The sequence below is a fragment of the Humibacillus xanthopallidus genome (assembly GCF_006716675.1).
GTDB classification, from domain to species: Bacteria; Actinomycetota; Actinomycetes; order Actinomycetales; family Dermatophilaceae; genus Humibacillus; species Humibacillus xanthopallidus_B.
This window is the reverse complement of sequence record NZ_VFPM01000002.1, coordinates 1,175,447-1,188,133: the sequence shown is the minus strand read 5'-3', so window position 1 is coordinate 1,188,133 and position 12,687 is coordinate 1,175,447. Positions and strand designations below refer to the sequence as shown.

The window sequence follows — 12,687 nt, the reverse complement described above, 5'->3', positions numbered from 1 at the left end:
AGTCGCGATGCAGTATCTGGTTTCCGTGATCGACGACGGCACTGGCCGAGCCACCCCCACCGAGGAGGCCGACATCGACGCCTTCAACGACCGGCTCCGCGCCGAGGGGTACTGGGTCTTCGCCGGAGGCCTCGGCTCGCCCGACCCGGCGACGACGATCGACAATCGGGGCGACACGGCGATCATCACCGACGGGCCGTACCTCGAGTCGAAGGAGTATCTCGCGGGTTTCTGGATCATCGAGGCACCGGACCTCGACGTGGCACTACGGCTCGGCGCCGAGGCGTCGAGGTGCTGCAACCGCAAGATCGAGGTCCGCCCCTTCCTCTGACCCACCCCGAACGAAAGAGCACTCCGTCGGGCCCGCCCCCGGGCAGCAATCGAAAGAGCAGTTCGTCGCCCGTCCACCCAGCCGCGCGGGCCCGCTCGACGGCGACGAACTGCTCTTTCGATTGGGGTTGGATGGATGCGTACCTTGACTGCTATGTACCTGTGTTGATACACAGTGGTCATGGAAGCAGCCCTGAGAGCACTGGCGGACGACAGCCGGCGCACGATGCTCGAGGCTCTCGCCGAAGGACCCGCCACGGCGGGCGAGCTCGCCGCCCTCCTGCCCATTGCACGCCCCGGTGTCTCGCGTCATCTGCGGGTCCTGCGTGAGGCAGGCCTGGTCGAGGTGCGGCAGGAGGCACAGCGGCGCATCTACTCGCTTCGTCCCGAGCCGTTGGCCGAGGTCAACGACTGGCTGACCCACTACCTGGCCTCGTGGGACCAGCGGCTGGACGCACTGCACACCGAGATCGCACGCGGCAAGCGCGAGCGAAGGAGCACCGGATGACCGGCGCCACTCCTGCGAACGCTCGAACCTGGAGAGCACACCGATGACGAACCGCCTCGGCGCCGCCACGAGCCCCTACCTCCTCCAGCACCGCGACAACCCCGTGCACTGGCAGGAGTGGGGACCCGACGCGTTCGCCGAAGCGAGGCGTCGCAACGTGCCCGTCCTGCTGTCGGTGGGGTATGCCGCGTGCCACTGGTGCCATGTCATGGCGCACGAGTCGTTCGAGGACGACGAGGTGGCAGCCACCCTCAACGCGCATTTCGTCTCCGTCAAGGTCGACCGGGAGGAGCGACCCGACATCGACGCCGTCTACATGTCTGCCGTCACCGCGACGACGGGTCACGGCGGCTGGCCGATGACGGTCTTCCTCACGCCCGAGGGTGACCCCTTCTACGCCGGCACGTACTTCCCCCGGGACCACTTCCTCCAGGTGCTCGCAGCGCTCGACGAGGCCTGGCGCACCCGCGAGGAGGAGGTGCGCCAGTCGGGCCGTCACATCGCCACCGCCCTGTCCGACGCGCTCGCTCCCCCGCCGCCGGCCACGGTCGACACCGCTGCCCTCGACCGCGCCGTCACCACGCTGGCCAGTCAGTTCGACTCGCGCGCAGGCGGATTCGGGCGCGCACCGAAGTTCCCGCCGTCGATGGTCCTCGAGTTCCTCCTGCGTCACCATGCTCGCACCGGTGACGACCTCTCGCGACGCATGGCCGACCGCACGCTCGAGGCCATGGCGCGGAGCGGTATGTACGACCAGCTCGGCGGCGGCTTCGCGCGCTACAGCGTCGACGCCGACTGGGTCGTGCCGCACTTCGAGAAGATGCTCTACGACAATGCGCTGCTCCTGCGGGCCTACACCTCGTGGTGGCGCGCGACGGGCTCGGCTCTGGCACGTCGCATCGTCGACGAGCTGGCCGAGTTCGTCCTGCGCGACCTCTCCACCCCCGAGGGCGGCTTCGCCTCGTCGCTCGACGCCGATGCGGCCCGGGTCGAAGGGCTCACCTACGCGTGGACGCCTGCCCAGCTCGACGAGGTGCTCGGCGCCGCGGAGGCCGCTCGCGCGGCCGAGCTCTTCGTCGTCACCGAGACGGGCACCTTCGAGCACGGGGCGTCGACGCTCCAGCTGCCGGTGGACCCCGACGACCCGGCCTGGTTCGCGTCCGTCCGCCGTCGCCTGCTGGACTCGCGCGCCACCCGGCCGCAGCCCGGACGGGACGACAAGGTCGTGACGTCGTGGAACGGCCTCGCCATCGCCGCGCTCGCAGGCGCAGGCTCCGTCCTCGGTCACCCCGAGTGGGTCGCGGCCGCGGAGCGGTGCGCCGACCACGTGCTCGCGGTGCACGTCGTCGACGGTCGGCTGCGCCGGGCCTCCCGGGGCGGGGTCGTGGGTCGCGCCGAGGCCGTCGCCGACGACTACGGCAACCTCGCCGAGGGGCTGCTCGCCCTCCACCAGGCCACCGGCGACCCTCGGTGGCTCCGCGACGCGCAGGCTCTCCTTCACCGCGCCGTCGAACGCTTCGGTGCCGATGACGGCGGATTCCACGACACGGCCGACGACGCGGAGACGCTCTACCTGCGGCCCCGCAGCGCCGCCGACAACGCGGAGCCATCGGGGCAGTCGGCTCTTGCCGGCGCCCTCGTCACCCTCGGGGCCCTCACCGGCGACACCGCGGTCATCGAACGGGGGCGGCAGGCCACCGAGGCAGGCCTGGGGCTCGCTGGGCGCGACCCGCGATTCGCCGGCTGGTCGCTCGCCGTCGCTGAGGCCATCGCAGCCGGCCCGGTGCAGGTCGCGGTCGTCGGAGACGGTCCGCACGCCACCGACCTGCTCTCCACGGCTCGGCGCAGCACCAGCCCCGGCGCGGTGGTCGTCGCGGGCTCCCCGGACGCAGACGGCATCCCGCTCCTCGCGAACCGCCCTCTCGTGCAAGGGAGCCCGGCCGCATACGTGTGTCACGGGTTCGTCTGCGACCTCCCCGTCACGACGGTCCCCGATCTGGAGGCCGCCCTCGCCCGGGCGTGACACCCGCCCGCCCGAGACCGCCGGACCTCAACCGAGGTATGCCGCGATGCACCGGTCCGCCGCGGCGCGAGCCGCCGTCTCGTCCTCCCCGGCGGCCACCTGGGCGCGACACCACGCCTCCCCGCTGCCTCGCATGAAGGCGCGGCCGTCCTCGCTCGCGACCCAGGCCGCCGCCGCGTCACGGTCCATGCCGCTCCCCGACTCGAGGTGCAGTGTGAGGCCGAGCAGCATCGAGTCCCAGCCGATGCCGACGGCGCCCGGACCGTACTCCTCCCACCGCTGGGCGTCGACGTGGGCGACGTGTTCGACGCGCAGGGCCGACTCGGTGTCGTCGCCGGAGAGCGTCGCGACGACCCACGACACCTCGCCGCCGAACTCCCACGTGACGGCGATCCGCTCGCCAGGCACGCACTCCTCGATGGTGCCGCCGGCGTTCCCCTCGAGCTGGTAGTGGCCACCGAGCCGCAGGTCGCCGCTGATCGGCATGAGCCACCGCGAGATCCGCTCGCCGTCGGTGACCGCCGACCACAGCTCGTCGAGGCCGACCGGGTAGCGCTGCGCGACGGTGACGGTCTTCGTGTCCGCGCCGTCGCGGCTTCCGCTGGCCACCCTGCGGGTGACGCTCCCGAGGCGTGCGGCGTGGTGGGTCGGCTCCGTGGCGTTCGCGCTGCTCGTGTTGCTCGTGTTGCTCGTGCTGCTCGTGCCGGTCATCTCGTGGTCCTCCTGTGGTGTGGTGAGTCGCTGGACGGTGCGTCGGCGCGCGTCGGGGCCCGCCGGTCCCTCGCGCCCCGGTGCAGCTCGGTGCCGAGCGCGTCGAGACGTTGGGTCCAGAAGTGGCGGAACTGCGCCACCCATGCGTCGATCTCCTCGAGCGGGCCGGGCTCCACGGCATACAGCCGCCGCTGGCCGTCGGCGCGGACCGAGGTGAAGCCGGCGTCGCGGAGGACCTTGAGGTGCTGCGAGACCGCGGGGTGCGAGATGCCGAACTCGGCGGCGATGACCTCGGCGAGCTCGCCCGACGACCGCTCGCCGTCGGCGAGCAGGGTCAGCAGACGGCGACGGACGGGGTCACCGAGGACGTCGAAGGCGTGCACCCGTCCATTGTTTGCGCCGTAACTTAATTAAGTCAAGAGCACAGTATGCCGCCGGGCTCAGAGCACCGTGGAGAGGTAGTCGGGTGCCCGGCGGTCGAACGCGTCGGCAGTCTCGGCATCGCCGACGAAGAGAGCCGTCGCCCAGATGTCGGCCCAGAGGAGCGTGGGGCCGACCACCGTGACGGAGCCACTGCGGCCGACCATCTCGCCGGTGCGGGGGTCGTAGAGGTGCGCGCCGCGCGCCGCGGTGCCCGAGGTCGCCACGGCCCCGTGCGTGAGCGAGACCGTGCTCGCGATCTGGGAGCGGTCGCGGGGGTTCTCGATGCCGACGCGCCAGGCGATGCTCCCAGCTCCCTCACGCGGGAGGTCGGCGGACGGCACGACGAGCAGGTCCCCGCCGGCGTTGATGCACGACGACGTGCCCGGCAGGTCGACGAGGCGCTCGGCCGCTCGGTCGACGGCCCAGCCCTTGACGAGTCCCGTCGGGTCGAACGCGAGGTCGCCCTCCCCCGTCGGCAGCAGGGTCGTGAAGGCGCCCAGGGTGTCGCGCTCGGCGCGCTCCCCGATCGCGAGCGCCTCCTCGATGAGGGGGCTCACCTCGCTGACACCGACCTCCTCGCGGCGCAGCCGCATGAGGTCGGAGTCGTCGCGGTAGGTCGAGAAGATCCGGTCCATCTCGCGGAAGACGGCAAAGGCCTCCTGGACCGCCTGCTCACCCGCTGGCGTCAGGGCCGACGCCCCGCGCAGGTGGATGCTGATCGGCATTCCCATGATCTGCTCGACCCAGGCCTTGCGGGCCGGAGGCGTGCTCGTCTCGGTGCTCATCATGGCTCCTTGCTCGTCCGTCTCAGTGTGACTCAGGGGGCCCGGCGCAGCGCGGGTGACTCGCGTGACCGCGTGACCCGCCTGACCCCGGGGCGCTGGCGTGGGGATCCGAGCGCCTCAGAGGTTGGCCTGGTCGATGGCGGACTGGAGGGACTGGGTGTAGCCCTGCCACGTGAAGGTGGCACCGGAGACGACGTCGATGTTGGCCGACTGCGCCTGCACCGCCTCGTCGTTGTAGATCGGCACGGCCTGCGAGTTGATCATCTGGTCGTGGCGGTCCGACATCGGAACCTGGAGCACGTCGACCGCGGTGATCTTGCCGCTCGCCACGGTGATCTGGACCTGGACCGGGCCGTAGCGCGTGTCGATCGCGTCACCGACGTACGTCTTCGCGGCGCTCGAGGCACTCGCCCCCGACGAGCCCGATGAGCTGCCCGAGCCCGACGAGCTGCTGGACGACGAGCTGTCGTCGGTCCCACCCGTGCCGCCGGAGGACCCCGAGGCCGAGTCGGTCGTCGTGCTCGGAGCGCTCTGGGCGGTCGTCGTGGCCGGCCGGGTCTCTGCCGTGGCCACGACCGAGGACCGCGACGTGTGGTAGCTGAAGAGCAGGACGATGACGGTGAGGGTGCTCATGGCCCAGGTGACGATGCGACGCATGGGGGTCTCGTTTCGGGTCGGTTGCGGTCAGGAGGGGTCGGTGAGGGTCTGGTGGCAGCGGGGGTCAGTAGCTGAAGCGCTCGTGGTGGATCGACTCGGCCGGCACCCCGGCGTCCTTGGCCGCCGTGATGACGTGCTCCATCCAGGCGGGGTTGCCGCAGACGAAGACGTCGCGGTAGGCGATGTCGGGGACGATGCGCAGCAGCGCCTCGGCCTCCCCCAGGTGGGCGGAGTCGGCGGGCAGCCAGCTCTCGCGGTCGGTGCGGCGGTGACCGACGACGGCGACCACCCGGGCGCCCTTGGCCCGGGCCAGGGAGAGCAGCTCGTCGGCGAGGACGATGTCGGACTGGCGTCCGACGCGATAGATGACGACGGTGGCGTCGGGTCCGGCAGGTAGCTCCTCGAGGAGCGCTCGCAGGGGCGTGATGCCGATGCCCGCGCCGATGAGCACGCTCCGCTCGCGGGTGCGCACCCCGGCGTGAAGCCGCCCGTACGGTCCCTCGACGAGGACGGGTGTGCCCGGCCGGAGGGTGGCGAGCCGGCTGCTCGAGTCGCCGACCGCCTCGGCCGTGATGCGCAGGGTGCGACCGTCGGGCGCCGCCGAGATGCTGTAGGGGTTGGCCCGCGACGAGCCCTCCCCGTCGAGGAAGCGCCACTGGAAGAACTGACCGGCGCGCACCGGCAGCCGGTCGAGGTGGCGGCCCGTGACGACGACGGACGTCACGGTGGGCGACTCGGCCCGCACGTGCGACACGACGAGGCGGTGCCGACGGGAGCGGATGAGCGGCAGGGCGACCCGGTAGACGATGACGCTGGCGAGGGCGGCGGCATACAGCCCCCACCAGAAGACGGTGGCCACGGTGCTCGACCTGAAGTCGGCACCCGTCCACAGCTGGTGCGGGAGGGCGAGCCCGGCGCCGAGGTAGGCGTAGAGGTGCAGCAGGTGCCACGACTCGTAGCGCAGGCGCCGCCGCGCCTTCTTGACCGACGTCACGACCACCATGACGAGCGCGACGGTGCCGGCCAGCGCGAGCAGCATGCCCGGGGCGTGGAGCGTCTCGTCGACGAACGTGCCGATGACCCCGAGGTCGGTGCCGGCGCTGTAGCCGAGGACCGTCAGCACGATGTGGGCGACCATGAGGTTGAACGACGTGTTGCCCACGAGGCGGTGCACTCGCGCGAGCTCGTCCTGCCCCCAGGCCTGCTCGAGGATCGGGATGCGAGCCATGAGCAGCACCTGGATGAGGATGAGCACGGAGGCGACGAGTCCCGTGAGGCGTCCGACGTTGGTCAGCGACTCGCCCACCGACGTGAAGTCGCTGATGCCGCCACCGGCGACCCAGAGCGCCACGACGAAGAGCACGAGAGCCCACCCCACCGCTGCCGTGGCGTCACGCCACCAGAGCGGCGTCGGCCGGAGATGGCGCGGGACGGCGTGCGCGGCGGGCGTGGTCGCCGACGGGAGGTCATGGGCCTCGGGGAGGACGGCTGCGCTCATGAGTCCCACACTTCTGCGGGTGGCTGTGCGTCACCTGTGGCCGCGTCAGGACGGTCGTGTGAGTCAGCTGGCCGCGGTCCACAGCGTGAGATCCGAGGGCGCCGGCGTGAGCCCGAGGCGCTCGCGCAGCCGGGCCGTGGAGAACGCGCGGCTCACCGCGAGATGGGAGACGCCGTATGCCGTCAGCACCGGAGCCGTGCGCGACCGCAGGAGGCGGGCGGTGCCCTCGAGGGCGAGCGCCGCCGCCCAGGCGACGGGCGCGCCGGTGAAGACAGGGCGCTCGGTCCAGCCGTTCGCGGCGGCGACCCCCGCGGCGACGGCGCGCAGCTCGAGGGGTCGCTCGTCGGCGACGTTGAGCACCGCCACGCCACCGTCGCTCTCGCACGCCCTCACGGCGGCGGCTGCGACGAGACGCACGTCGGTGAGGTGCACGCGGGTGCGCGCACCCCCGGGGCAGACGAGTCGCCCGTGTCGACGCGCCCGGGCGAGTCGCGGCAGCAGGGTCGTGTCACCCGTGCCGTGCACGGCATGCGGTCGCAGCACGACGGTGTCGCCCCGCGCGAGGACGAGCTGCTCCTGGGCGATCTTGGCCCGCGTATAGGCCGACAGGGGGTGGTGGGTCGGCAGGTCGTCCTCGGTGAGCAGCCACCGCGGGCGGCCGGCTCCACGCAGGGGGTAGACGCTCGCCGACGAGATGAGCACCACCCGCGCCTCCGGCCACGTGTCGAGCACCGCGCGCGTCCCCGCGACGGTGACGGCGGCGTGGACGGGCCAGGGGTCCCACTCGTCGACGTGCGCGGCGGCGTGGACGACGGCGTCGACCGTGGGCTCGTCGCGGAGCCGTCCGGTCGTGAGGTCCCACGACCGGTGCACGAGGCCGGCGCGCTCGGGCACCGGACGGCGGCTCAGCGCCACGACCTCGTGGCCCGACCCCAGCAGGTGGGAGACGACCACCCCGCCGACGAAGCCGCTGGCACCGGTGACCGCGACCCTCACGCGACCCTCACGCGACCCTCACGCGACCCTCACGACCGGTCACGTCGCGGGGCGGTCGCCACGAGGGCGCGCAGGGCCTCGAGGTCGACGGCAGCGGAGCGGCCGCGCCGCGGCACCGCCTCGACGACGACCACCTCGTCGGGTCGCCACCCCTCGTCGGCGAGGTCGGGCCAGGCCCGGTGCACCGCGCGGGCAACGGACTGGGCGGTCGACCGGGACCGCTGCGTCTGCGGGGCTTCGGGCACGACGGCGAGCACGACCCGCTCCTCACCCGACACCGGGTCGGGCACCCCCACGAGGGCGCAGTCACGGATCGCGAGCCCGGCGTGCTCGCGCAGGAGCGGCTCGACGAGGTCGGGGTAGATGTTGGCCTGACCCCGGATGATCATGCTCTTGGACCGTCCGGCAAGCAGCAGGGTGCCGTCCGGCCCGAGCGACCCGAGGTCACCGGTCCGCACCTCTCGCGTCGGCTGCTCGCCCGCGATCCGGTCTCGGCCCTGGGGGGCGACGACGACGATCTCGCCCACGTCGGCCGCGCCGTCGGCCGCTGCGCCCGGGCCGACGTCGGCGCTGCCCGCAGGGGTGTCGATGCGCACCGACACCCCGGGGAGCGGGAACCCGAGGCACGTGCGTCCGGGGGGCGAGTCGAGCACCTGCTCGCCCGTGGCCACCGCGACCGGCAGCGCCTCGGTGAGGCCGTAGACCGCACGCACCGTCACCCCGGGCACGAGCTGCGTGATCCGGCGGATGCCCGTCGGGAGCACCGGCGCCCCACCCATGGCGACGTGCCGGACCGTCTGCGGCAGGCCGAGCTCGGCCGCCGCGAGGAGCTTGGCGGGCACGGCATACAGGTGTGTGGCGCGCTCGCGAGCCGCCTGACGCACCGAGGCAGCCGTCGTCGCCGTCACCGGCGGGAGCGACCACCGGCCACCGGCGACGAGGGTGGGCAGGCCGATCATCAGCTGGTCGGTGTGCATGACGACGCGCTCGTCGAGGCCCAGCGCCTCGACCGCCGCGCGCACTCCCGCGGAGAGCGAGCGCACGCTGTGCACGACGGCGCGCGGGGCGGCGGTGGAGCCGGAGGTGAAGACGACGAGGGCGTCGCGCGACGCGTCACCTGCGGGCCGGGTCACGGCCCCCTCGGGCAAGGACTCCCACCGGGTCGCCGACCGGGGCACTCCCGGCAGGCGTGGACCGGTGACGACGTGCACGAGGTGGGGCTCCGACAGGTCGGACAGCTGGAGACCCGCCGTCGCGGGCCACCGCGCGAGGAGGGCTGAGAGCGGCCGCGTCGTCGCAGCGTGGACCACCGTGTCGGCGACGGCGGCTCGCACGGGGACGATACGCCGTCTCACGTCTCGCAGCGCCGCCCCGGCCCCCGGGTCGGCGACGACGACGACCCCGCGAGCCAGCACGACGCCGAGCGCCGCCATCACCGCGCGGGGCGAGGGGCGCACCGCGAGGAGCACCCCGTCACCGTGGGCGACGCCTGACTCCTCGAGGTGCGTCGCGAGAGCCCTGATCCCGCGCCCCAGGTCGCCGTAGGTCACCGAGCGGCCACGGTGGTCGCGGATCGCCACGCGGGCGGGGTGGGCAGCGGCCCGGTCGAGCAGGGCGCTGACGACGTCAGGCGCCGACGTGACGGTCATCCGGGAGCCCCGGCGCCGACCGACAGCTCGGCGTAGCGCGGCACGAGCACCCGCCGCGCGGCCGTGCGCCGCGTGACGGCGAGCCCACGCTCGGCCGCGACCTCGAGCACCATGCCCGCCATGGCACGCAGCTCGGCGATCGCGAGCGGGGCGCCGAGGCAGAAGTGCGACCCCGCGCCGAACCACAGGTGGCGCATCGCGGCGGGCGGGCGGCGCGCCGGGTCGAACCCGCCGGACAGCCGGGTGGCCCACCAGAGGAGCACAACGACCCGCTCGTCCTGCCGCAGCCGTATGCCGTGAAGCTCGGTCGGGCGCGAACAGCGACGGAGCGTGACGAGGCTCGGTGTCGTCATGCGCAGGCCCTCGGCGATGACGGCGTCGAGGTCTGCGGTCGCCGCCCCGGGTCGGTCGAGCAGGCCCGCATCGGCGAGCTGGCCGACGATGCGCGGCAGGGCGCTGCTCACCGTGCCGACGCCGGTGAGGAACAGAGCTGCTGCCAGCGAACGAGCCTCCTCGAGCGAAACACCCTGCAGCGCAAGCCGGCCCATCACCGTGTCATCACTTGCTGCGCGGTGGGCGGCCTCGGCTGCGTCCTGGACGACGGCGAGCGCCCGGCGCGCGTGGTCGACGGCCGCCTCGTCGAAGGTGCGCGTGCGCCAGGTGACCATCGACTCGATGTCGTCGCTCGCGCGCAGGAGCTCGGCCCGGTCGGCACCACCCGAGAGCCCGACGACGAGGCCGATCACTGCGGCAGCCACCTCGCGCGCGAGGCGCGCGACGTCGACCGGCTCCCCGGCCCGCAGCCGTTCGGCCGCACGAGCCACGAGCGGCTGGGCAGCGTCACGGCACACCTCGTCGACGATGCGCGGGGAGAAGAGGTCGGCGAGCACCCGTCTCAGCCGAGCGTGCTCGGGCCCGTCCATGTTGAGCAGGACGCGCTCACCGAGGACCGGAGTCCACAACGCCCCGGACGACCCCGGGCCCTGCTTGGCGAAGTGCGCGGTGTCGGAGAGCACCCGGCGCGCCGCCTCCGGGTCGGCGACGAGCAGGCCCACCCCCGGCACCCTGGTCACCTGGCGGCGCGCGACGGCGAGGTCGACGACACGGGCCACGACGGGGTGCGCCGAGCGGATGAGCCGCGACTCCCAGCGACCGCCCGCGTCGGTGGCCGCCGGGTGGCGCGTGAGAGCGGGTGACCTCACGCAAGGCCTCGCACGTCGACGACGTCCGGGTGGTGGCCGTGGTCGAGGTACCACCGCAGCGTGCCGAGGAGCCCGTAGGCGCGCAGCCGGCGCACCGATGCGTGCACGACGAGGTCACGGTGCAGCTCGACGCGGCCGGAGACCCGCCGCACCCGGTTGACGAGCTCGCGGTCCTCGTGGACCTCCTCGATCGCCGTGCGCGGGAAGCCGCCCGAGGCGACGTAGGCGCGCGCGCTGACACCGAGGTTGCAGCCCGGGCTCATCCGGTAGGGACCGTGCAGCTCCGGGGAGCGGTTGCTCGGGCGCAGGCGGCCGAACGTCTGGCAGACGCCGATGACGGCCGGCAGGACCGCGCGCTCCCACACCTTGAGCCGCACCTCGTCGGAACGCGCGCGCATCGGGCCCGTCACGAGGTCTGCGCCGCCGGCGAAGGCGCGTCGCGCCGCTGCCGTCCACCCCGGTGCGGGCAGGGTGTCGGCGTCGGTGCGCAGCACATGGGTCGCGCCGTGCGCGATGGCGTGCCGCACGCCGGTGTCGGCCGCAGCACCGGTGCCCTTGCGCGGCTCGGTGATGACCTGGACATCGAGCGTGCTTGCCGCACAGGCTCGCTCGACCTCGGCGACGGTGGCGTCGGTGCTGGCGTTGTCGACGACGACGAGCGTGAAGTCACGGTCACGCTGGGCTGCGAGTGCGCTCATCGTCGCGCCGATACCGCGCTCCTCGTTCCACGCGGGCACGACGACCCAGAGCCGTATGCCGGCCGGCTCCGTCTCGTCGGAGCCGTCGTCAGCAGCGGGGAGATCACGGGGGTCGCGACTCACCACCGCACCGCCATCGTGCCGACGCTGATGCCTCCCGCCAGGCCGACGAGGAGCACGGGCTCACCCGGGCGGGCGAGGTCGCGCTGCTCGATCTGCTGCCACTGGAGCGGCAGGGTGGCCGAGGCGCAGTTGCCGTGGTCGGGCAGGGACTCGACGACGAGGTCACGGCGCAGGCCCAGCCGGTCGGCGAAGACGTCGAGGTAGGGCATGGCGACCTGGTGCACGGCGACGGCCGCGAAGTCCTCGACCCCGAGACCGTCGGCCTTGAGGGCCCGGTGGATCTCCTCCACGTCGACGCTGTCGAAGGCCTGCCGCAACCGGGTGCCGTCCATGACGAAGTACGTCTTGTCGAGGTCACGCGGGTGACGCGTGCCTCCAGCCGGGAGCTGGCCCACCGACCAGTGCCGCGACTCGGCGCCGAACCACCGGTGGAGGATCTCGCCGCGGGCTCCGGGCTCCGCCCGCTCGACGAGCCCTGCGGCCCCTGCGTCGCTCATCGTGTAGCCGGGCACCGACTCGACGAACTGGGCGGCGTCGCGCACCGACCACCGCGCTGCGCGCGACGGCATCTCACCGGTGACGACGAGGACCCGCTGGTAGCCGCCCGTGCCGATGAGCGCCTCGGCGACCTGCACCCCGTTGAGCCACGAGTTGCAGGCGTTCTTGACGTCCATGACGGGGCACCGGGCGCCGAGCAGATCGGCGACGATGTGCGAGGTGGCGGGCTCGACGAGGTCCTGCGAGGCCGAGGCGAAGACGAGCAGGTCGACGTCGGCGGGCTCGAGACCGAGGCGGTCGAGCGTGCGCCGGCCCGCGGTGGCCGCGAGGTCGGACGCCTGCGTGCCGGCGCCCGCGTGGTGGATCCGTCGGACCCCGGTGAGCCGGCCCAGCACACCGGTGGGTGGGGTGAAGCCGCCACTCGACGCGACGACCCGGGCCTCGACCTGCTCGACGGTCATCGCGTGCTCGGCGACGTGAGCACTGACCCCGGTGACCCGACTGGCGATGCGCTGGTGCGACACGGCCGCGACCTCCCTGGCTCGGCGACGAGGCTCTCCCTGCACTCGGTGCGGGCAGTCTACGG

Annotated in this window: 13 protein-coding genes; 3 read left to right on the top strand and 10 right to left on the bottom strand. The window is 73.3% G+C overall.

The genetic code is table 11. The annotated features are described in order from the left end of the window. Window positions 1–7: 7 nt before the first annotated feature. From FBY41_RS13420 to FBY41_RS13410, 3 genes are all read left to right on the top strand, one after another. Window positions 8–331 (top strand): YciI family protein, encoded by a 324-nt coding sequence (locus FBY41_RS13420; protein ID WP_141844721.1) that lies wholly within the window; start codon window positions 8–10, stop codon window positions 329–331. Between the two features lie 180 nt (window positions 332–511). After that, window positions 512–838, top strand: a complete 327-nt coding sequence (locus tag FBY41_RS13415; protein ID WP_141844720.1) for an ArsR/SmtB family transcription factor — start codon at window positions 512–514, stop codon at window positions 836–838. A gap of 43 nt (window positions 839–881) precedes the next feature. Further along, window positions 882–2,861 carry a thioredoxin domain-containing protein gene (locus FBY41_RS13410; RefSeq protein WP_141844719.1) on the top strand — a complete coding sequence of 660 codons (1,980 nt, stop codon included), beginning with the start codon at window positions 882–884 and terminating at the stop codon, window positions 2,859–2,861. A 27-nt stretch (window positions 2,862–2,888) separates the two neighbouring features. On the opposite strand, the gene FBY41_RS13405 is transcribed toward FBY41_RS13410, so the two are convergent. From FBY41_RS13405 to FBY41_RS13360, 10 genes are all read right to left on the bottom strand, one after another. After that, window positions 2,889–3,572, bottom strand: coding sequence for an SRPBCC domain-containing protein (locus tag FBY41_RS13405; protein ID WP_141844718.1), 684 nt, complete (start codon window positions 3,570–3,572; stop codon window positions 2,889–2,891). Further along, on the bottom strand, window positions 3,569–3,955 hold the full coding sequence (locus FBY41_RS13400; RefSeq protein WP_141844717.1) for an ArsR/SmtB family transcription factor: 387 nt from the start codon (window positions 3,953–3,955) through the stop codon (window positions 3,569–3,571). The genes FBY41_RS13405 and FBY41_RS13400 overlap by 4 nt, the downstream gene beginning before the upstream one ends. Before the next feature lie 57 nt (window positions 3,956–4,012). Then, window positions 4,013–4,780: an FAD:protein FMN transferase gene (locus FBY41_RS13395; RefSeq protein ID WP_260439756.1), complete on the bottom strand. Its 768-nt coding sequence runs from the start codon at window positions 4,778–4,780 to the stop codon at window positions 4,013–4,015. A gap of 117 nt (window positions 4,781–4,897) precedes the next feature. Beyond that, window positions 4,898–5,437 (bottom strand): FMN-binding protein, encoded by a 540-nt coding sequence (locus tag FBY41_RS13390; RefSeq protein WP_141844715.1) that lies wholly within the window; start codon window positions 5,435–5,437, stop codon window positions 4,898–4,900. Window positions 5,438–5,501: 64 nt separating this feature from the next. Continuing rightward, window positions 5,502–6,935 (bottom strand): ferredoxin reductase family protein, encoded by a 1,434-nt coding sequence (locus FBY41_RS13385; RefSeq protein WP_141844714.1) that lies wholly within the window; start codon window positions 6,933–6,935, stop codon window positions 5,502–5,504. Window positions 6,936–6,998: 63 nt separating this feature from the next. Further along, entirely contained in the window at window positions 6,999–7,931 is a 933-nt protein-coding gene (locus FBY41_RS13380; protein WP_141844713.1) for an NAD-dependent epimerase/dehydratase family protein, read from the bottom strand. Between the two features lie 29 nt (window positions 7,932–7,960). After that, window positions 7,961–9,580 (bottom strand): class I adenylate-forming enzyme family protein, encoded by a 1,620-nt coding sequence (locus tag FBY41_RS13375; RefSeq protein WP_141844712.1) that lies wholly within the window; start codon window positions 9,578–9,580, stop codon window positions 7,961–7,963. Next, a complete protein-coding gene (locus FBY41_RS13370) occupies window positions 9,577–10,782 on the bottom strand; it encodes a cytochrome P450 (protein WP_141844711.1) in 1,206 nt (401 codons plus the stop codon). The genes FBY41_RS13375 and FBY41_RS13370 overlap by 4 nt, the downstream gene beginning before the upstream one ends. Further along, complete coding sequence (locus tag FBY41_RS13365) at window positions 10,779–11,603, bottom strand: glycosyltransferase (protein ID WP_221629274.1); 825 nt, start codon at window positions 11,601–11,603, stop codon at window positions 10,779–10,781. The genes FBY41_RS13370 and FBY41_RS13365 overlap by 4 nt, the downstream gene beginning before the upstream one ends. After that, on the bottom strand, window positions 11,600–12,625 hold the full coding sequence (locus tag FBY41_RS13360) for a 3-oxoacyl-ACP synthase III family protein (protein WP_260439755.1): 1,026 nt from the start codon (window positions 12,623–12,625) through the stop codon (window positions 11,600–11,602). The genes FBY41_RS13365 and FBY41_RS13360 overlap by 4 nt, the downstream gene beginning before the upstream one ends. Between the last annotated feature and the right edge of the window lie 62 nt (window positions 12,626–12,687).

What these genes read in the sequence shown, in the direction of transcription:
- FBY41_RS13420 (WP_141844721.1), top strand. Translation starts at nt 8, where the DNA reads ATGCAGTATCTGGTTTCCGTGATCGACGACGGCACTGGCCGAGCCACC.
- FBY41_RS13415 (WP_141844720.1), top strand. Translation starts at nt 512, where the DNA reads ATGGAAGCAGCCCTGAGAGCACTGGCGGACGACAGCCGGCGCACGATG.
- FBY41_RS13410 (WP_141844719.1), top strand. Translation starts at nt 882, where the DNA reads ATGACGAACCGCCTCGGCGCCGCCACGAGCCCCTACCTCCTCCAGCAC.
- FBY41_RS13405 (WP_141844718.1), bottom strand. Translation starts at nt 3,572, where the DNA reads ATGACCGGCACGAGCAGCACGAGCAACACGAGCAACACGAGCAGCGCG.
- FBY41_RS13395 (WP_260439756.1), bottom strand. Translation starts at nt 4,780, where the DNA reads ATGAGCACCGAGACGAGCACGCCTCCGGCCCGCAAGGCCTGGGTCGAG.
- FBY41_RS13390 (WP_141844715.1), bottom strand. Translation starts at nt 5,437, where the DNA reads ATGCGTCGCATCGTCACCTGGGCCATGAGCACCCTCACCGTCATCGTC.
- FBY41_RS13385 (WP_141844714.1), bottom strand. Translation starts at nt 6,935, where the DNA reads ATGAGCGCAGCCGTCCTCCCCGAGGCCCATGACCTCCCGTCGGCGACC.
- FBY41_RS13375 (WP_141844712.1), bottom strand. Translation starts at nt 9,580, where the DNA reads ATGACCGTCACGTCGGCGCCTGACGTCGTCAGCGCCCTGCTCGACCGG.